A 20,168-nucleotide genomic window follows, 5' to 3' on the forward strand; every position below is an offset into this window, starting at 1 on the left:
ACGTCGGTGTGCGCATCTCAGGTCAGACTAGCGAGGGCGGCACGTTGAACGAACGCAAAGACGCGAGGCCGTCGGCGTACCAGTGGATCTCGGTCAGGGTTGCCGGGCGCAACTCCATCCGGAACAGCGAGCTCATCGGGGCCTGCAGCACCGACCGGACCATCAGCTTGATCGGCGTGACATGGGTGACCACGACGACGGTCTTGCCGGGGTACTTGGCGAGGATTCCGTCCCGGGCCGACCGGGCCCGCCGGGCGCAGGTGTCGAACGACTCGCCCCCGGGCGGCGCGACCGCGGTCGAGTCCAGCCACGCGTTCATCGCGTCCGGCCACTTCTGCTGGATCTCGGCGAACGTGTGCCCGTCCCAGTCCCCGAACGCGACCTCTCGCCAGTTGTCGTCGACGACCGCGTCGAGCCCGAGCTTCGCCGCGACGACCTCGGCCGTCTCCCGGGTCCGCCGCATCGGCGACGTCACCAGCGCATCGACGCCACCGATCCGGAACAGGTACTCCGCGGCTGCCTGCGCCTGAGCCCGGCCGGTGTCGCTCAACCCGGGGTTGTCACCACCAGAGCCCGAGAACCGCTTCTCCGCGGTGTGCGGCGTCTCGCCGTGCCGCAGGAAGATCAGCTGCGTCGGCGGCTCGGCCTGTGCACCCCAGCCCTGCAACGCCTTCTGCAGATCCGTCGGCTCCTTGGCCACCGTCGGCGCGGGTCCGGCCGGCTCCGGCGTGAGCGGAATGTCCACACCGTCGAGCGCCATGTTCGCCAGCGCGTCGGCGGCCGCGTTCTGAGCGCGCGGCACCCACGTCCACTCGGTCCCGAACGGCGCCAGGCCTTGCGCCTTGATCGCCAGCGGCTGCAGGTCCGGATGCTTGATCCGCCAGCGGCCGGCCATCTGCTCGATGACCAGCTTGGAGTCCATCCGGACCTCGATCGAGGCGTCCGGCGCGTACTCCGCAGCCAGTTGCAGACCCGCGATCAGACCGGAGTACTCGGCGACGTTGTTGGTCGCGATCCCGAGCGTCTTCCCGTCCTGCGCGATCACTTCACCGGTCGCCGGGTCGCGCACCAGAGCGCCGTACGCCGCCGGTCCCGGGTTCCCGCGCGAACCACCATCGGCCTCCACGATCACATGCGAAGGACCACTCATACCGCGCTCTCCGACGTCCGCACGAGAATCCGTCCGCACTCTTCACAGCGCAGTACGGCGTCCGGTGCGGCGGCCTTGATGACGTTCAGGTCGGACGGCGCGAGCTCCATGCGGCAGCCCATGCAGCGCTTGCCGACGAGCGGCGCGGCACCGATCCCGCCGTTGTGCTCCCGCAGCCGCTGGTACTGAGCGATCAGGGCGTCCGGCAGCTCAGCGGCGACCGTGGCTCGCTTGTCACCCAGCTCAGCACGCTGCTCGTCCAACTCCTTCAGCGCGGCGTCCCGGGTGGTCTCCAGCTCGGACTGCTGGCCCGCGAACGCCTCGGCGCGGGTGCGCAGATCCGCCTGGACAACCTCGGCCGCCTCGAGCTTCTCCATCACCTCGAGCTCGGCGTCCTCCAGGTCGGAGATCCGGCGCTCGAGCGACCCGATCTCGTGCTGCAGGTTCTCCAGATCCTTCGGCGAGGTGATCTGGCCGGAGTCGATGCGCTGCTGGTTCCGTGCCTTCCGCTGACGGACCTGATCGACATCGGAGTCGGCCTTCTTCTGCTCCCGCTGCAGGTCGCTGACCTCGGTGTCCGCAGTGACCAGGTCGCGATCGACGACGGCCTTCTCGGCGACCAGGGCGGTCAGGGCCTGGTGCTCGGGCAGTGATTTGCGCTTGTGCGCGACCTGATCCAGCTGCAGGTCGAGATCCTGCAGGTCCAGCAACCGGCGTTGGACGGCGGGCTCGGCGTTCAGAGTCGGCTCCTTAGATCGTTCAGTTGTCAGGTGCGCTCAGAACCGCAGGGTCCATGCGTCCGTGCAGAGCGTCGAGATGTGAGTGTCCACGGTACTGCCTCGGGCTGCCAAGCCTTCGACCAGGAGTCGCTCCGCGTCCCGCAACCACGGCCATTCGCTGGCCCAGTGTGCGACGTCGACCAGCGCGGGATCGCCGTACGCGCGGGCCTCGGTCGCCGGGTGATGCCGCAGGTCGGCCGTGAGATAGGCGTCGACCCCGGCGGCCCGGACGCGCTCGAACTCCGAGTCGCCCGCTCCCCCGACCACCGCGACGGTCTCGATCATCCGCTCCGGATCCCCGGACACACGGACGCCGTGCTCCGTACGCGGAAGCCTGTCGGTGACCAGTCGGGCGAACTCCTTCAGCGGCAGGGCTTCCGCGAGTACGCCGACCCGGCCGCCACCGCGCTGACTCGACAGCTCGTCCGTCGGGTCGGACGGCATCGGCTTGAGCGGACGGGTGTCCCGCAGGCCGATCGCGGCGGCGAGCGCGTCGCTCACGCCAGGGTTCGCGTTGTCGGCGTTGGTGTGGCAGACGTGCAGCGCGGTGCTGCTCCGGATCAGGTCGTGAATGACCCGACCCTTCGGCGTCGTCGCGGCCACGCTGCTGACCCCGCGCAGCAACAGGGGGTGATGGGTGACGAGGAGATCGAAGTCGCCCTCGATCGCCTCGTCCACCACGGCTCGCATCGGATCCACGGCGAACAGGATCCGTCGTACCTCTTGTTCCGGATCGCCGGTGACCAGCCCGACCGCGTCCCAGGACTCCGCCCAGGCGGGGTTGTAGAGCCGGTCGAGGACAGCGATCACATCAGCGAGGATGGGGGTCACGACCCCCATCCTGCCGCATCAGATCAGCCAGGCAGTCGTGTCACTCGGGAGCTTGTCGCCCTCCAGCGGACCGCTCGACAGCACGACCGCGGCGTCGGGCAGTTCGACCGGGGCGGCGCCGAAGTTCGTGATGGACTGCCACCCGCCGGGACGGGTGAAGTGCAGGACCCAGTCGGTGCCGTCGACCCAGGTCAGCGAGTTGCTGGCCTGGAGTCCGCGGCGAACGGCGAGAGCCTTGCGGTACAGGCTGAGCGTCGACTCCACGTCGCCCTCCTGCGCCTCGACGGAGTACGCGCCGAACCACTTCGGCTGGACCAGGTGCGACCCGCCCGAGCCGAAGCCGAACGACAGCCCGCCGACCGTCCACGGGATCGGCACCCGGCACCCGTCGCGGCCCTTCTCCGCACCCTTGGAGCGGAAGTACGCCGGGTCCTGCAGGTTCGCCGCCGGCAGTTCGCCGACCTCCTGCAGACCGAGCTCCTCACCCTGGTACAGGTACGCCGATCCCGGCAGCGCCAGCATCAGCAGCACCGCGGCCCGGGCCCGGCGCAGTCCGAGCGCGACGTCGTTGGTCGGGTCGGTTCCGTCGCTCAGCAGCCAGTCCTTGCCGTCCTGCCAGCCGCCCTTCGGGTTCTTCGGCAGGCCGTACCGGGTCGCGTGCCGGACCACGTCGTGGTTGGAGAACACCCAGGTCGACGACGAGCCGTTCTGCTCGGCCTGCGCGAGGTTCTCCTCGATCACCTTGCGGAACTTCTCGTACTCCCAGTCGGCCTGCAGCAGGTCGAAGTTGAACGCCTGCCCGAGCCCGTCGGCTCTCGCGTACCGGGCCCGCCGGGCCGCCGGTACGAACGCCTCCGCGACCGCGGACCGGGGCGGGTCGTACTCGTTCAGCACCATCCGCCAGTCCCGGTAGATCTCGTGCACGCCGTCCTGGTCCCACAACGGGTGCTTGCCGTTCGACTCCGACTGCCGGGGCAGCGTCGCCTTCGCCGGGAACGGCTCGGACAGGTCCTTCACCAGGGCGTGCGCGACGTCGACGCGGAACCCGTCGACCCCGCGGTCGGACCAGAACCGCAGGGTCTGGACGAAGTCCGCCCGGACGTCCGGGTGCTCCCAGTTCAGGTCGGGCTGCTCGGCCGCGAACATGTGCAGGTACCACTGGCCGTCGTCGGTGCGTGCCCAGGCCGATCCGCCGAACACCGAGTCCCAGTCCGACGGCGGCTGGTCGCCCTCCCCGTCACGGAAGATGTACCGCTCCCGGGCCGGCTCGCCCTTCGCGGCGGCGAGCGCCTCGGTGAACCACTCGTGCCGGTCGGAGGTGTGGTTCGGGACGATGTCGACGATCAGCTTGATGTGCTCCGCGTGCAGTGCCTCGACCAGCCGGTCGAAGTCGTCCAGGGTGCCGAGCCGCGGGTCCACGTTGCGGTAGTCGTCGACGTCGTACCCGCCGTCGGCCAGGGCGGACGGGTAGAACGGGCTCAGCCAGACAGCGTCGATGCCCAGCGCCACCAGGTACGGGACTCGGCTGATGATGCCCGGCAGGTCACCGACGCCGTCGCCGTTGGAGTCGGCGAAGCTGCGCGGGTAGATCTGGTAGACGACTGCCTGCCGCCACCAGTCGGGGTCGGTCGTCTGCGGACTGGTCACGATGCCTCACTCGGATGTCAGTCTTGCCCGGATGTTTATATAGGCTCTAAATTTAGAATCTGCAGTATTCTGCGCACGGAACCACGACGAGGTCAAGAGGGCTTTTTTCATGGCGAAACCACCAGCCACGCCGCCGACGGCGACGCCGCCGATGCTGCGCCGGGTGAACGCGGGGAAGTTACTCGGCGTGCTGATCCGGACCGGGGTGATGACCGGCACCGGCCTGATCGAGGCGACCGGGATGACCCGCGCGACCGTGCACGCCGTCTGCAACGACCTGATCTCGATGGGCTGGGTGATCGAGCACGACCCCGGCCGCGACGACGTCTCGGTGGGCCGGCCATCACGGCGGTTCGAGTTCAACAGCCGGGCCGGCTTCGTGCTCGGCATCGACCTCGGCGCCGCCAAGACCACGGTCCTGCTCACCGACCTGCGCGGCGCGACGATCGCCAAGGCCGGGCGGTCGGTGGCGGACGTCACGCCGGCGCAGCGGACCGAGCTCGTGCACGAGACGGTGGTCGAGGCACTCGCGTCGGCCGGCGTCACCGACGGCGAGGTGCTCGCGGCCGGGGTCGGCGTCGCGGCGCCGGTCGACCGGGACGGAAGCATCCTGGTCGACGACGAGTTCTGGCGGCGGTTCGACGCCGGGCTGGCGAACCGGCTGACCGAGCTGCACGGCTGGCCGGTCCTGCTCGAGAACGACGCCAACCTGGCCGCGCTCGGCGAGCACTGGCGCGGTGTCGGGCGGGAGGTCGACGATCTGGTCGTACTGCTGGCCGGCGAGCGGTTCGGATCCGGCCTGATGGACTCAGGCCGGCTGCTGCACGGCAGTCGCGGTGGTGCGGGCGAGATGGTTTTCCTCAAGCTCGTCGAGGGCGTCGGCGACACCCACGGTATCGCCCGCATCGCCCGCGAGCGCGGCGCCGAAGCGGTCGCCGACCCGGCCGTCGAGACCACGCTGCGCAAATTGGCCGACGACGATCCGGTCACGGCCGAGCTGGTGTTCACTGCCGCGGCCGACGGCGATGAGGTCGCCCTCGGGATCCTTCAGGACGTGGCCGGACGGACCGCCCGGGTGGTGGCGACGCTCGGCATCCTGTTCAACCCCGAGCTGGTCGTCCTCGGCGGCGCTGTGGCCGAGGCGGCCACGGCGCTGCTCCCCGACCTCGAGCGGCAGCTGGCCGGCTTCACCAGTACGCCGCCGCGCGTCGCCGTCTCGTCCCTCGGCGACGCGATCGTCTCGGTCGGAGCGGTCCGGCACGCCCTCAACTACGTCGAGCAGCGCGCCCTGGACCTACACCTCAGCTGCCGGCCCGAGTAAGCGCCTTCGCAACCGCCTCCAGCACGATCACGTTGCGGCCGGAGGTAGTCGCCGAGCAGATTCCGGCCGGGACGATGGCCCGATCCTCGGGGATGCCTGTGCACAGCACGAAGACGTCGTCACCACGGCCCTGCACCAAGTGAGCCAGTGCGTCGCGCATCCACGGCGTACGCACGGCGTCCTGGACGGCGATGACCAACGGCCGGCCCTCGGCTGCCTTGGCTGCTGCCGAGATCGCGTCGCCGGCCGGGGAATCGGCCTCGGACAGGTGATGCACACCGCGCAGCACCACGCCGACCGATGCGGGCGCGACGCGGGCGAAGACCTCCGGAAGCCCGCTGAAATAAGGGTTCCAGGCCGGGTGCAGCCCCTGGGCCAGATCGATCACGTACGGCGCCGCACCGAAAGCGGGGAACGTCTGGCCGGCCACGACGCGGGCGGCGACCTCGCGGATCGGCGCACCGTCCAGACCGGGCTGCCGGGTGCGCTGGGCGAGCGTGGCGGCGAGCGCGCGGACCCGGGCCGCGGCGTCCGCGACCCGGTCGGCGGCGAGCGTACCGTTGCCGACGGCGTCGACCACGCGGGCGGTCAGCGTCCGCGGGTCGGCGGATCCGACCGCGATCATGGCCAGATCCGCGCCGGCCTTGATCGACGCGACCGCGGCGTCCTCGATCGAGCGGGTCTTGGTGATCGCCTGCATCTCGAGGGCGTCCGTGGTGATCACGCCGGTGAAGCCGAGCTCCGCACGCAGCAGGCCGGTCAGCACCCGGTGTGAGAGGGTCGCCGGCTGGTCGTCGTACGCCGAGAAGACGATGTGGGCGCTCATCACGACATCGGCACCGGCCGCGATCGTGGCCCGGAACGGGGCGAGCTCGACGGCCTGGACCTCCTCGATCGAGCGGTCGACCCGGGGCAGCCCGATGTGCGAGTCGACAGCGACGTCGCCATGGCCCGGGAAGTGCTTGGGACAGGCCGCGATGCCGGCCTCGTGCACGCCCTCGACGAACGCGACGCCATGCCGGGAGACCACGTCCGCGGTCGTGCCGAACGAGCGGGTCGAGATGACCGGGTTGGCCGGGTTGCTGTTCACGTCGACCGACGGCGCGAGCATCAGGTCGATCCCGAGCGACGCCAGGGTGGCGGCGGCGTCCCGGGCGGAGGCCCGGGTCAGGTCGACGTCGTCGAGATCGCCGAGTACGCGCGGCGACGCGAGCGGCCACTGGTTCGCCGGGGCGAGGTGACTGAACTCACCGCCCTCGTGGTCGATCGCGATGATCAGGTCGGGTCGCTCGGCCCGCAGCGACGCCGTCAGGGCGGCGACCTGGTCGGCGTCGGCGACGTTGCGGGTGAACAGGATCACCCCACCGAGCCCGCCGGCGACGGCGCGGCGTAGCTCATCGGGGGCGGTCGTCCCGGGCAGACCGACGATCAGGGCGCCGGCGGCATCACGATCCAGTTCATCACTCATTGGCCTACCCTCTCGTGCCCGCGAATCGGGCGCCACCCCGGGCCGGACCGTCACGGACAGCTAATAATTAGCCGTCTCTGAAGGCCTTCAGTGCGATCGTTGTCAGGACCTGCCATGGCACATAATTGCCTTGTTCCTGCGGGTTCGCCAGGGATTCCTTCAATTGACCCCTGTCTGTCCGGGCCGACTACGGATAACGTTGTCTCTCGACCTTGACCGCCCTGACGGGGGGATGATGAGCGACGAAGCAGCGATGGCGCAGGGAACCGTACTCGGGATCGACATCGGCGGCACGAAAATGGCCGCCGCTCTGGTGTCCGCGGACGGCACCATCCGCACCGGTGACCGGATACCAACCCCGGACGGTGACGCGGATGCGGTGTTCGCTGCGCTCGCGGAGTTGATCGAACGGGTCCGGGGCGACGCCTCGCCGCTCGCGGTCGGGATCGGATCGGCCGGACCGCTGGATCAGCAGCACGGGCTGGTCTCGCCGGTGAACATCACCGGCTGGCGGAACTTCCCCCTGGTCGATCGGGTACGCGCGGTGGCCGGCGACGTACCCGTGACGCTCGGAGTGGACGGGCACTGCTTCGCGCTGGGTGAGTTCTGGACCGGCGCCGGGCGGGACGTCGACACGCTGCTCGGCATCGTGGTGTCGACCGGGGTCGGCGGCGGACTGGTCGTCGACGGCAAGCCGCTGATCGGGCAGTCCGGGAACGCCGCGCACATCGGTCACGTGGTGATCGACCAGGACGGCGAGGCGTGCGCGTGCGGGTCGTTCGGGTGCGTCGAGGCGTACGCGAGCGGGCCGCGGATGGTTGCCCGGGCCAAGCGTCGCGGCTGGCGTACGGATGAGGACGTGGATGCGGAGGTCCTGGCGGCGGACGCGGCGGCCGGCGACGAGTTGGCGGTGGCGACCTTCGACGACGGCGCGCAGGCGCTTGCCGCCGGCATCGTCGCAACGGCGGTCACGGTCGACCTGACCACGGTCGTCATCGGCGGCGGAGTGGCGAAGGCGGGTCCGGTTCTGTTCGACCCTGTGCAGGCGTGGGTGAAACGCCTGGCCCAGCTCCCTTTCGTCACCGACCTCACCGTCGAGCCCGCCCAGCTGGACAACGCCGGCCTCCTCGGCGCCGCCCACCAAGCCTGGTCCGTCCTGGCCTGACCCCGCTGCCCCGTCCCGTCACCGCCCATGTGCTGGGGGTGGCGGGCTTTTCAGCGTCGGCACACAGAATTCGCGCGCGCAAAAGCTTCTCGCGCGCACCTTTGCGCAATTTTTACCGAATCCCCGAAACCGTGTAACGACGGCCCCGTTCCACGCGATGCAACGGATGGATGGGGTGGGGGCACGTCATCCAGGGCCGGTCAGGGGGCCTGGACCGGCTGGAAATGGTTGATCGAGGGGGGCCTTGGATCAGCCGAACGCGTGAGCGGCGGGCGAGGAAACTCTCCCGCCGCCCTCGCGAAAACCCACAGCAGTGAGGCATCCAGTCAGCCAGCGTTGTCCGGGGCAACGCTCGACCAGAGAGACACGGTCCGGATGGACGTCGCGGTGCTCCTGCTGTTCGCTCTCTTTTTCACCGCACTGGTCGTGACCACGACCTCCAGGTACGACGTTCTGCGCGGCTCGATCCGGCGCCCGCGAGTGTTCCAGCTCGCCGCTGTCGGCGCGGCCGCGGTCACCGTCCCGATCGACGCGTACGCAGTCGGGTACGACGCCTTCGGATCAACCGGTGTCGCACTGCAGGACGTCTCCGGGCGTCTGTTGCTGCTGAACGTCGCCGCCGCGTGTGGCTTGGCCGCGCTGCACAGCTCGCTGCGGCCTGCGATCCGGATGGGTGTCCTCAGGTGGGTCGGGCCGTTGAGCGCGCTGGTCGTGGTCGCCGCGGTCGTGGCCCTGGCCGGTGGGAACGACGCACTGTCCAGTGGGAACGACGCACTGTCCAGTGGGAACGGAAGCGGCTCGGCCGGCGTCGGATCATCGGCCGGTGGTGCCGGCTCCACGGCCGGATCCGCACTTGCGGTCTACTCCTTGCTCGTCTGCCTGATCAGTGCCTCATCACTGTTCCGCAGGCGAACGCGGAGTGCGATCGATCCTCAGGAGGGATGAGGATCGTCGCGGGTTCTGCACCGCGGACGGCGGACCGGTGGTTGCGGGAGGGCCTCCACCGACCTGACCCCCCGTCCACGGTGCAGAACCAAACGTCCTGGGCACAGACCTCGCCCGGACTTCGTTCGGGCGGGCTCGAGCCACTCGGCTCGAGCCTTCTCACCTCTTACGGCCTGAGCCATTCCGGCTCGGGAAGCAGGCTGCGGTCCAGGCGGCCGTTGTCGTCCAGCGGGAGCTCCTCGATCGGGATCAGATCCGCGGGGACCAGGTAGATCGGGAGCTCCTTGCCCAGGTCGAGCATCAGCCGGGCCAGGACCGCGGGGTCGCTGTCCTCCAGGACGACGTACCCGATCAGGCAGGTGTCACCACCCGGGTCCGCACACGCGACCACGACCGCGTCGATCACACCGGGCTGATCGGCCAGTACGTGCTCGGTCTCGCCCGGCTCCACGCGGTGGCCGCGGATCTTGACCTGGTCGTCCGCGCGACCGAGGTACTCCAGCGTCCCGTCCATCCGCCAGCGACCGAGATCGCGGCTGCGGTAGAGCCGACCGCCCGGATGACCCGGGTCCGGCACGAACGCGCGCTCGGTCTCGTCCGGCCGGCCGATGTAGCCCTGGGCAACGGCCGCACCACCGAGGTGGATCTCGCCGACCGCACCGACCGGCACCGGCCGCAATGCCTGGTCCAGCAGGCGTACGACGACGCCCTCGACAGGACGCCCGATCGACGGCCGGTCCTCGGCCGGGTCGACCTCGTGGATCGTGGTGACGATCGACGCCTCGGCCGGCCCGTACTCGTTGAACAGCCCGCAGTCCGGATGCGCCTCGAGGAAGTCGCGCACCTTGTGCGTCAGCACCATCGCCTCACCGCCGGCGACGATCTCGCGCAGCGCGGGCAACTCGGGCAGCCGGCGCATCGTCGCGAGCAACGCCGTCAACGGGCTGAACGCCATGAACAGCCGCTCGACCTTGTGATCCCGCAAGGCCGCGACCACTGCGTCCGGGTCGTACCGATCGTCCTCGCCGATCAGTACGAGCGCAGCACCGGAAGCGAGCGTGGTGAACATCTCTTGCACGTGTACGTCGAAACCGAACGACGTCCACTGCAACGTCCGCAGCGACCGCCGGGTCCGCAGGTAGTGCCGGACCAGGTTGACCGGGCCGCGGTGCGGTACGACGACACCCTTCGGGTTCCCTGTCGAGCCGGACGTGTAGATGCAGTAGGCAACATCATCGGCCGCGGCCCGCACCGGCGGCGCCTGCCGCGCCCGCGGGTCCCCATCCGTCGCGGCGACCGGGACCAGTCGCAACCCGAGCCGATCGGCCAGTGCCGCATCGTCGCCGACCAGCGCGACCGCGGATGCGTCCTGGATCATGAACGCCCAGCGGGATTCGGGTACGCCGGGATCCAGCGGCAGGTACGCCGCACCCGACTTGAGAACGGCGAGCACGGCGACGACCAACTCGGTGCCTCGGGCAACGCGGACGGCGACGAGCTGCCCCGGTTTCACGCCGAGGTCGGTCAGCTGCCACGCGACCGCGTTCGACCGGCGGTCCAGTTCGGCGTACGTCAGTTCTCGATCGCCCTGGATGAGCGCGATCGCGTCGGGGGTGCGGGCGACCTGCTGCTCGAAGAGGGTGTGCAGTCCGCTGAGTTCGCCGGCGACCACGGCGTCACGACGTACCCGGCCGCGCAGGCCTGTCGGCTCGACATCCCCCTCGAGCTCGCGGAGTGCTTCCAGGTCGGACTCGATCGGGAGCATCAGGTCGGGCAGACGCAGCCGCGGGCTGGTCGTTGCCCGGCGCAACACTGCCTCGAGGTACGCGAGCAGGCGGTCGATGGTGCTCTGGTCGAACAGTCCGGACCGGTAGTCCGCCGTACACGTGATGCCCGCGCCGTGGTGGGTCAGCCGCAACCGCAGGTCCACGGTCGCCGGGAGCTCGTCGTCGCCGTCCTCGAACTCGACGAGGATCTGGAAGAGCGGGTCGCGTTCGAAGAAGGCGAGGTCGGCGCCGGCGTGGTCGAACGCGCCGGTCGCGACGTCGCGGACACGCTGGGCGAGCTCGCCGAGGTCGGGTTCACCGGAGAGGTCGATCCGGAGCGGGAGCGCGCGGCGGATCGTCGTCGAGGTGTCGCCCTGCGGACGGATCAACGCAGAACCGATGGTTACGTCTTCCTGCGCCGCGAACCGGCCGAGCACGGTGCCGACCGCCGCGAGCATCGTCATCAGCGGGCTGACCTTGCGCTCCCGGCTGAACACGAACACCGCGTCGCCGAGCTCCTCGTCCAGCTCCTGCTTGACCGAAGCCACCCGCGGCTCCACCGTCGGCCACACCCGATCCGCCGGCAACACCAACGGCTCAGCCCCCGCCAACGCCAGTTCCCAATACCCAAGATCCCGCCGCCGCGCAGCCTCCGCGGCCCCAGGTACGGAGCTCTCGCGAGCAGACCCAGCTCCCACCGACAGGCCGTCGGTGTCACCATCGGCGGCACCAACACCCTCAGTCGGCGCTGCGTCGAGAGGTGCTGTCTCAACCGTTGGTGTGTTGCCCGTTGGTGCGTCGGCTTCGGCCGGGGCAGGCGATTCGCCGGTGGGTGTTTCCGCCTCGGCGGCTTCTGGTGCGCTTTCGTTGAGGAGCGCGAGTTGTTCGCGCATCAACTGCGTGACGCCGTCGACCAACTGACCCGCTACCCGGAGCTGCTGCGACATCAGCGCAGCCATCCCACTGCCCGGCAACTGGGCTTCGCTCGTCGCAGCCGCAGCCTCATCCACCTTCGCCGCCAACTCGGCCAGCCCGGACCCCAACACCGCCAGCGCAGCCCGCGGATCCCGAGCCGGCAGCTCTTCCTCGGCTACGACGTCGTCGGCATCCGGCTCGGTGTCTGCCGGCACGACAGCTTCCTCGACCGGCGCAGCAATGTCCTCCGACGCCGCAGCAGACTCGACCGCCTTCGCAGCCTCCACCAACTCATGTCCAGCAGCCTCCGCCGAGTCAGCCCCGGCAGCCGCTACCGACTCAGCCCCGGCAGGGTCGACCGACTCAACCTCGGCAGCGTCCACCGACTCAGCAGCAGCGGCGGCGTCGTCCGACTCGGTGCCTTCGGCAACAGTCGCGACGGCGGTCGCGAGCTTGTGCGGGGTGCTGTAGCTGCCGAACAACTCGTCGGCTGTGAGCTCGACCGCGAAGCGATCGTTGATCTGCGAGATGACCGGCGCCAGCTTGTCCGGCGTCGCGCCGAGTTCGGCGAAGGTGTGGTCCACGGTGAGGTCGTACGGGTCGAGGTCGAGCTCCGCACAGGTCAGGTCCAGGATCGCGTCGAGCGAGTCGCGATAACGCTCGGCCGACACGTCGTCGCCGGCCAGCGAACCAGCCTGCGCGAAGTAGTCCGCGTCGATCTGATGCGTCTCGGCCGGCAACGCGAACGGCGACCGCTCCGCAACCTCGTCCACCGGCTCGACCTCGGCCGGAGCGGATTCGTCCGGCGGATCCAGCGGAATCCGCTTCACCGCGGCACTCGACGGCTCGAACACCACCGCCTGCGCCCGCGCCGCCCGCTCGAACGCAGTCGGCCGCGCCACACCGGCGTCCGCGGTGCCGGCCGTACCCACGGCCGCAACCGTCACCGACGGATCGACCGGGTGGTGGACGCGACGGAACGGGTACGTCGGCAGCGGCACGCGACCGCCGTCCGGATAGACCTTCGACCAGGTGATCTCCGTGCCCTGCTCGTACAGCTCGGCGAGTCCGTTCATCGTCGCGAGCACCGCATCCTGGCCCAACCGCTGCGCCGGGATCCACGTGCTGTTCGGCGCGATCCGGCGACCGGCAGGACTCAGTACGGCGTCCGGCCCGAGTTCCAGGAACCGCCGGCAACCCGCCGCCGTGACCGCCTCGACGGCGTCGCCGAACAGCACCGGCTGCCGCAGCTGCCCGACCAGGTAGTCGCCGTCCAGCACGGTGCCGGACTCGAGCAGATCACCGGACCAGCTCGACACCATCGGCGTCCGCAGCGGCTCGAGCGTGATCTCCCGGACGATCTCCGCGAAGTCGGCCAAGATTGGATCGACCAACGAACTGTGGAACGCCCGATCCACGTCCAGCCGCTGCCACGCGACCTCCAGCCGGTCCAGCTGCGCCGCGAGCTGCCCGACGATCACCTCCGACCCGGTCAGCACGAACGACTGCGGACCGTTGCCTGCAGCAACCTCCACGCCGGTCGTCTGCGCGAGTTCGCGAACTCTGTCGGCATCCGCGCGTACGGCGACCATCGCGCCAGGCACCGTGCCACGCTGCATCAGTTCGCCGCGCTTGGCGGTCAGCCGTACGCCGTCCGCCAGTGACAACGCGCCGGCCACGCATAGAGCGGCGTACTCCCCCACGCTGTGACCGACTACCAGCGCGGGCTGCACACCGAACGACTGCCACAACCGCGCCAGCGCAAGCTCGAACGCGAACAACGCCGGCTGTGCGGTCTCGGTCGGCCAGACGCCTTCCGACCCGGCAGCTGGTGTCAGCAACAGCTCGAGCAGGCTGCCGCCGGTCTCCTCGTGGTAGACGCGATCGCACTCGTCCAGCACCGACCGGAACGCCGGGAAGCGCGCGGCCAGCCCAGCCGCCATCCCACGACGCGCGGCGCCCTGTCCGGTGAACGCATAGCCGAGTGGGCCGGGTCCACCGCGCGGGACCTCAGCTGCCTGGGCGGAGCCGAGTGCGTCGACCAGCTCGGCTTCCGTGGAGCCGGCGACCGCGATCCGGTGCCGGTGTGCGGGTCGGCCGAGCGCCGCCGTACCAGCGAGGTCGATGAGGCGGTGACCAGTGCCGTGGCCGAGGTCGGTGCGGTACAACTCGACCAGGTCGGCCAGTGCGTCCGGGTCCGGGGCCGAGAGCGCGAGTACGACGGGGCCGTCGTCGCCGCGGCGGATCTGCCGGGGCGCCTCCTCGAGGATCACGTGGGCGTTCATGCCGCCGGCGTCGAGGGCGCTGACGCCGGCGCGCAGCGTCGTACCGGCTTCCCAGTCGCGTACGTCGGTGCCGATCACGAACGGGCTGCCGTCGAGGGCGAGGTCCGGGTTCGGCGCGGTGTAGTTGATGGTCGGGACCAGCATCCGGTGCTGCAGCATCAAGATCGTCTTGATCAGGCCGGCCATGCCCGCGGCGCTGTCGAGGTGGCCGATGTTCGGCTTGACCGAGCCGATCGTGCAGAAGCCGACCTGCTCGGTGTGCCGGCGCAGCGCGGCCGTCAGGGCCTTGACCTCGGCGGCGTCCGCGGTGGGGCTGCCGATCCCGTTCGCCTCGATGTAGCTGAGCGAATCCGCCGCGAATCCGGCCCGCTCCAGCGCGCGCTCGATCAGCTCGACCTGGTTGCCCGACGGGGCGTCCTCGTTGCTGACCGCGGTGCCGCGGATGACGGCGTACACCGTGTCGCCGTCGGCGATGGCCTGGTCGAGGCGCTTCAGCAGGACGGCGGCGACGCCGTTCCCGCCGACCGTGCCGTCGGCGTCCGCGGCGAACGCACGGACCTGGCCGCTCGGCGACAAGACCGACTCCGGCGTCGGCTGATAACTCGTTGCCTGAGGCACCTGTACGGCGGCGGCCCCGGCGAGCGCCAGATCCGCGTCACCGGACCGAAGCGCCTGGCAAGCGAGGTGTACGGCGACCAGCGAGGAGGACCACGCGGATTGCACACCGATCGCCGGGCCGGTCAGCCCGAGGCGGTAGGCGACGCGCGTGGCGATCGAGTCGCGGGACTGGTGCTGGCGGTTGTAGAGGTTCATGCCGGAGCCGGCGAAAACGCCGACCCGGCTCGAGGTCCCGGCGTACCCGCCGTGCTCGAGCGCCTGATGACAGACCTCGAGGAACAGCCGCTGCGCCGGCTCCATCAACTCGGCCTCACGATCGCTCAACCCGAAGAACTTCGCGTCGAACGACTCCACGTGGTCGAGTACCCCACTGACCGCGACCATCCCGTCCCCGACCTGCCCCACCTCCTCAGCCGAGAACCGCCGAACGCTCTCAACCCCACCCACAAGGTTGTCCCAGAACTGCTCCAGCGTCTCCGCCCCCGGAAACCGCCCAGCCACCCCCACCACAGCCACCGGCTCCACCACCACACCCCGCGACCCCGCAGCACCAGAAGCCGCCAAAGCCGCGCGGCCCGCCGCCCGGGCAGCACCTCCCGCAACCCCCGTCGCAGCCCCCGCAGCATCTCCCGCAGCATCTCCCGCAGTCCCAGCCCCCGCCACGCCCGCAGAACCCAACCCACCCGCCAGCCCCGCCGCACCCACACCAGCCACCGCGCCAACCGCCGTGCCGTCAGCACCTTCTGCCGGCTCAGCAGCCGCCGCCGACTCAGAAGCCGATCCGGCCACCGAATCCAACGCAGTCGCCAGAGCCGCCGGACTACCTGCACCCACCTCGCCAACCGCCGCGGACTCATCCCCCGCCGCGGACTCATCCCCCGCCGCGGACTCATCCCCCGCCGCGGACTCATCCCCCGCCGCGGACTCATCCCCCGCCGCGGACTCATCCTCCGGCGCGGTCGCAGAAGCCGTTCCGCCCGCAGCTACATCGTGAACCCGAGGGGCCTCAGCAGCCGACGCGACCACCAAACCCCCCGCCGTCGTAGGAGCCGCCTCAAGCGCCGGCACAGGCTCGGCGTCGGCGACCAGCGCAGGCTCGCCCTCGACGACCCCCTCGGACTGCCGCTCAGCAACAGGCCCAGCGTCGCCAAGCGGCTCGGGGTGTACCTCAGGCTCAGCAGCCGACTCGGCGCCCGCTCCCGGCCCGGCCTGAGACTCAGCTTCGTCCCCAGCCTCGGCAACCGGCTCGGACTGCGCCTCACCGACAGACTCGGGATCGGCGACAGACTCGGGCTGTACCTCGGCCTCGATGGCTGACTCGGCGTCTGCTTCCGATCCGGCCAGAGGCTCAGCTTCGTCCCCAGCCTCCGCGACCGGCTCGGACTGCGCCTCACCGACAGGCTCGCGGTCGGCGACAGGCTCGGGTTGCGCCTCCGCTTCGGCAGCTGACTCGGCCCCTGCGTCTGGTCCGGCCTCAGCCTCAGCTTCGTCGCCGGCCTCGGCGACCAGCTCGCCTTGCACCCCAGGCTCGGTGGCCGACTCGGCGTCCGCTTCCAGTCCCGTCTCAGGCTCAGCTGCGTCCCCGACCTCGGCGGGCTCAAGCTCGGCGTCTGAGCTGTCCGCCGCTGGCTCGATCGGCTCGGACTCACCGAGTACCGCAGCCTCAACCGGTACGTCGACTTCCGGCTCCACGACCACCGCAGCCGCACCCTGCTGGACCGCACCCGGCTCCGCAGCCGCATCACCCTCAGCCACGGCCTCCGCAGTCGCCGCCGACTGTGCCAGCCCCTCCGCGTCAACGTCTACCGCCGACGCGACCTCGGTCGGCGCAGACGACTCCTGCGCAACATCTGCCAGCCCAGGCGACTCCGCCTCCGCCTCGCCCTCCGCAGCCGCCTCCTGCTCGACCTCTGGGGCCGCGTCGGCCGGTGCACGCGCCTCCGAGTGCGCCTCGTCGTCTGCAGTCGGCTTCGACTCGCCTTCCGCAGCAACCTCCGGCTCCGACTCGACGTCTGGCGCAACCTCAGCCACGACCGGTGCAGACGACTCCGATTCCGCAGCTGCCTGTGCGTGCGTCTCTGACTCGACCGCTGCCGACGGGTCAGTCGGTGCATCCGACTCCGGGCGCGCGTCATCCTCCGCAACCGGCGTCAGTTTGCCGTCCCCAACCTCCTCCGGCTCGAGCTCGACCTCTGGCGCAAGCTCACCCGCGGACGGTGCGGACGGCTCCACGTCTGCCGCGACCTCGTCGTCTGCAGTTGGGGTCCCCTCGGCAGCCGCCTCAGGCTCGGGCTCGGCCTCGGTCGCCTCGGCAGGTCCAGACGGCTCTGGGTGCGCCTCGTCCTCTACAGTCGCCGCCTGATCGCCCTCCCCAGCTGCCTGCGGGCCGACATCTGCGCCCGTCTCCCGCTGCTCGAGTTCTGCAGTCGGCTGCGGCTTCCCCTCCGTCAGCTCAGCACTTGCCTCGGCCGCCTCGGACTCGGCGGCTTGTTCGGCTGGCTCGGGTTCGGCGGCTTGTTCGGCTGAGTCGGGCTCGGCGGGTGTTGGGTCTTCGGCGGACTCGGTGTCGGCGGTTGGTTCGTGCTCGGCTGCTGGCTGGGCGACCTCGGGAGCGTCGTCTTCGCCGGGCGTGGGGTCGTGCTCGGGCGCGAGTACCGCCTCCGAGGTGGACTCGGCCTGGACGGGCTGAGGCTCGGTGTCCGCCTCAATCCGAGTGAGGATCTGAGTATCCGGCTCCGACGACGCGTCGAGCTCGGCCGCCTGCTCGGTGGACTCGGGCTCTTCGTCGGCTACTGCTATCGAGGGCTCGGCCGATTGGTCGGCGGCGGCGGATTCAGCGGCGCTCGGCTCGGTGGCCTGGTCGGCAGGCTCCGTGAGTACATCAGGTACTGCGGGCTCGGTCAGGGCCTCGGGTGAGGCGGGCGGCGCCGGCTGTGTCTTGGGTTGTTGCGACTGCTCGGGGTCTGTTGGATTGAGGGCGAAGGCAGTGCTGTCGAAGTACGCGCCGTGCTCGTCCTGTTGTGCGGAGGATTCAGCCTGCTGGCCGGACTGCTGTGCTTGCGACTCCGACGTCTGCACCGGCTCCGGCGCGGCCTCAGGCTCGACGGACGCCGGGTCCGACGGCGTGTCCTCGGTGGGCGCAGAGTCTGCGGGTGCAGACGCAGGTTCGGCTGAGGTCGGCTCGGCGGGGGCGGAGGTGGCCGTGGCTGAGGCTGGGTCCGCGGAGGCGGGAGCAGCAGACGCCGGCTCGGCGGGGGTGGTCCCGGCGGGGGCGGGCGTGGCGGGGGCCTGGTTCGGGCGGGCGCCGAGGGTGGGGCGTTGGGGTGGGGTGGGGATGGATTGCTGGAGGGTGCGTTTCCAGGCGAGGCGGACGACGGGGAGTTCGGTGGTGCGTTCGGAGGGGTCCTCGTCGGGGGCGGCGGAGGGGCCTTCGCCGGTGGGGCCGGAGTCGGAGCTGGCGCCGGCGGGTTCGATGTGGGGGCCGTGCGGGGTGATCAGGCTGCCGTCGATCCACCGTTGTTTCAGGAGGGGGCGGAGGATCTTGCCGCCGGGGGTGGTCGGGAAGTCGCGGCGCGGTACGCCGATGACCTCGGCCGAGAGGCCCAGCCGACCCTGGATGAGGCTGCGGATCCCTTGGTCCATCCCGGGGATCGAGTCGGGCGTGAGCGCGTAGAAGACAACCAGCCGATCGGTCCCGGTGTCCGCGTCCGCGACGCCGCAGGCCGCGATCAGGCCCTGTTCGGCACCGACGACCGTCGCGGCGACGGTCTCGATGTCGTGGGCGTAGTACAGCTTGCCGGACATGATGACGCGTTCGCTGTCCCGGCCGGTGATGACCACCTGCCCGCCGGTGATGAAGCCCTGGTCGCCGGTCGCGAGCCACTTGCGGGCCGGCCAGTTGCCGATCGGGAACGCGGACCGGTCCGCCTCCAGGTTGCCCAGGTAGCCCGGCGTCACGCGAGCCGACGCGACCTGCAGCTGACCTATCCGGCCCTCCGGCAGTACGGCGCCGTTCGGGGCGACGATCCGTACGGTCGTTCCCGGCGCCGGCGCACCAACGGACACCAGGCTCAGCACTCCGGGAGCCTCGGCGCGCGCCTTGCCCGGCCTGGCCACCGCGACCTTTCCGGTCGCGGGCCGCTGGTCGACCCACTCGACGACTCCGGTCGGTGGGATCCGGACGCGGTGCACGTTCGGCGTCAGACCGGGCCGGGCGAACGTGATCCCGGTGACCGTCTCGGTCATCCCCCAGGCCGCGACGAAGGTCTCGGGTACGACGCCGAACCGGTTCGTCACCCGAAGGAACTCCGACATCACCGGCACGGTGATCTGCTCGCCACCGCTGACCAGACTGCGCAGCGCGGACAGGTCCCAGTGCCGATCCGGCTCCCCCGCGATCGCCTGCGTCGCGAGGCGGTACCCGAAGTTCGGCGACCACGAGTGGTTGACCCGGTGCTGGTCCATCAGGTCGAGCCAGCGCAGCGGGTTCGACAGGACCCAGTCGGTGTTCACGTGGATGTTCGTGCAGCCGGTGAACACGGGCAGCAGGTGGTACAGCAGGAACGCGCCGCTATGGTCCAGCGGCAGCCAGTTGAGCGTGGTCTGACCGGGCCGCACCGGCAGCATGGCCGGCGTACCGGCGGCGAACTCGACCAGCCCGCGATGCGTGAGCTGCACGATCTTCGGCGTACCGGTGGTGCCGGACGACATCATCAGTACGGCGACGTCGTCCGCAGCCGGGCGGTGGAAGTCAGAGGTCGGCTCGTGACCGGCCATCGCGTCCGGGTCGAGGACGGGCAGGCCGAGGTCGTTCGGGAGGTCGGACGGCCGGCCGATGAGGACGGTCCAGCCGAGCAGGTCGGTGATCTTGCGGAGCCGCTCGCGGCCGGCCTCGGACCGGTCGCCGTCGGGACTCGGGGCCACCAGCAGCGGACGGATCCCACCGAGCGTGCAGGCCCAGAACGCGGCGAAGAACCCGACCGGCTCGGTGCAGTGCACGACCGCGGGATCACCCGCGCGTACGCCGTTCGCCCGCAGGCCGGCCAGTATCCGGGCGGCGAGCTCGAGCAGCGTCGGGAAGTCGAGCTTGGTCTCGCGGCCGTCCGCGCCGATCTCGACCACACCGGCGCCGCCGAAGTCACGGGCGGCGCGCAGCAGGGCGCTCGGGAGGTCGCGCGGATACCCGGCGGGAATCATCAGGGCCGGCCCGGTGGAGATCGCCGGCCGGTCCACACTGCTCCTCACCACGCCGATGCCACCACCGGGAGGACGACCGGTA

At 70.6% G+C, this 20,168-nt stretch carries 9 protein-coding genes; 3 read left to right on the forward strand and 6 right to left on the reverse strand.

Going from position 1 to position 20,168, the window contains the following annotated elements; translation table 11 throughout:
- Positions 1–22: 22 nt before the first annotated feature.
- The 4 genes from AB0E63_RS22210 to AB0E63_RS22225 form a co-directional block, all read right to left on the reverse strand.
- Entirely contained in the window at positions 23–1,150 is a 1,128-nt protein-coding gene (locus AB0E63_RS22210; RefSeq protein ID WP_360369183.1) for a bifunctional RNase H/acid phosphatase, read from the reverse strand.
- Complete coding sequence (locus AB0E63_RS22215) at positions 1,147–1,860, reverse strand: C4-type zinc ribbon domain-containing protein (RefSeq protein WP_360369186.1); 714 nt, start codon at positions 1,858–1,860, stop codon at positions 1,147–1,149. The genes AB0E63_RS22210 and AB0E63_RS22215 overlap by 4 nt, the downstream gene beginning before the upstream one ends.
- Before the next feature lie 66 nt (positions 1,861–1,926).
- A complete protein-coding gene (locus AB0E63_RS22220) occupies positions 1,927–2,760 on the reverse strand; it encodes a Nif3-like dinuclear metal center hexameric protein (protein WP_360369189.1) in 834 nt (277 codons plus the stop codon).
- 18 nt (positions 2,761–2,778) lie between these two features.
- Positions 2,779–4,407, reverse strand: a complete 1,629-nt coding sequence (locus AB0E63_RS22225; protein WP_360369192.1) for a glycoside hydrolase family 13 protein — start codon at positions 4,405–4,407, stop codon at positions 2,779–2,781.
- 109 nt (positions 4,408–4,516) lie between these two features.
- Here AB0E63_RS22225 and AB0E63_RS22230 point away from each other — a divergent pair, with 109 nt between their 5' ends.
- Positions 4,517–5,728, forward strand: coding sequence for an ROK family transcriptional regulator (locus AB0E63_RS22230; protein ID WP_360369195.1), 1,212 nt, complete (start codon positions 4,517–4,519; stop codon positions 5,726–5,728).
- Here AB0E63_RS22230 and nagZ read toward each other — a convergent pair.
- Entirely contained in the window at positions 5,709–7,196 is a 1,488-nt protein-coding gene (gene nagZ, locus AB0E63_RS22235) for a beta-N-acetylhexosaminidase (protein WP_360369198.1), read from the reverse strand. The genes AB0E63_RS22230 and nagZ overlap by 20 nt on opposite strands.
- Before the next feature lie 235 nt (positions 7,197–7,431).
- Between nagZ and AB0E63_RS22240 the strand changes: the two genes are divergently transcribed.
- Together AB0E63_RS22240 and AB0E63_RS22245 are read left to right on the forward strand one after the other, a co-directional pair.
- Positions 7,432–8,361 carry an ROK family protein gene (locus tag AB0E63_RS22240; RefSeq protein ID WP_360369201.1) on the forward strand — a complete coding sequence of 310 codons (930 nt, stop codon included), beginning with the start codon at positions 7,432–7,434 and terminating at the stop codon, positions 8,359–8,361.
- A gap of 375 nt (positions 8,362–8,736) precedes the next feature.
- Positions 8,737–9,306 carry a hypothetical protein gene (locus tag AB0E63_RS22245; protein ID WP_360369204.1) on the forward strand — a complete coding sequence of 190 codons (570 nt, stop codon included), beginning with the start codon at positions 8,737–8,739 and terminating at the stop codon, positions 9,304–9,306.
- 166 nt (positions 9,307–9,472) lie between these two features.
- Here AB0E63_RS22245 and AB0E63_RS22250 read toward each other — a convergent pair whose 3' ends face one another.
- Positions 9,473–20,134, reverse strand: a complete 10,662-nt coding sequence (locus tag AB0E63_RS22250; protein ID WP_360369207.1) for an amino acid adenylation domain-containing protein — start codon at positions 20,132–20,134, stop codon at positions 9,473–9,475.
- Positions 20,135–20,168: the final 34 nt, after the last annotated feature.

This window comes from Kribbella sp. NPDC026596, assembly GCF_040638415.1.
Classification (GTDB): domain Bacteria; phylum Actinomycetota; class Actinomycetes; order Propionibacteriales; family Kribbellaceae; genus Kribbella.

Coding starts and splice junctions, on each gene's coding strand:
- AB0E63_RS22210 (WP_360369183.1), bottom strand. CDS start 1,150: ATGAGTGGTCCTTCGCATGTGATCGTGGAGGCCGATGGTGGTTCGCGC.
- AB0E63_RS22230 (WP_360369195.1), top strand. CDS start 4,517: ATGGCGAAACCACCAGCCACGCCGCCGACGGCGACGCCGCCGATGCTG.
- nagZ (WP_360369198.1), bottom strand. CDS start 7,196: ATGAGTGATGAACTGGATCGTGATGCCGCCGGCGCCCTGATCGTCGGT.
- AB0E63_RS22240 (WP_360369201.1), top strand. CDS start 7,432: ATGAGCGACGAAGCAGCGATGGCGCAGGGAACCGTACTCGGGATCGAC.
- AB0E63_RS22245 (WP_360369204.1), top strand. CDS start 8,737: ATGGACGTCGCGGTGCTCCTGCTGTTCGCTCTCTTTTTCACCGCACTG.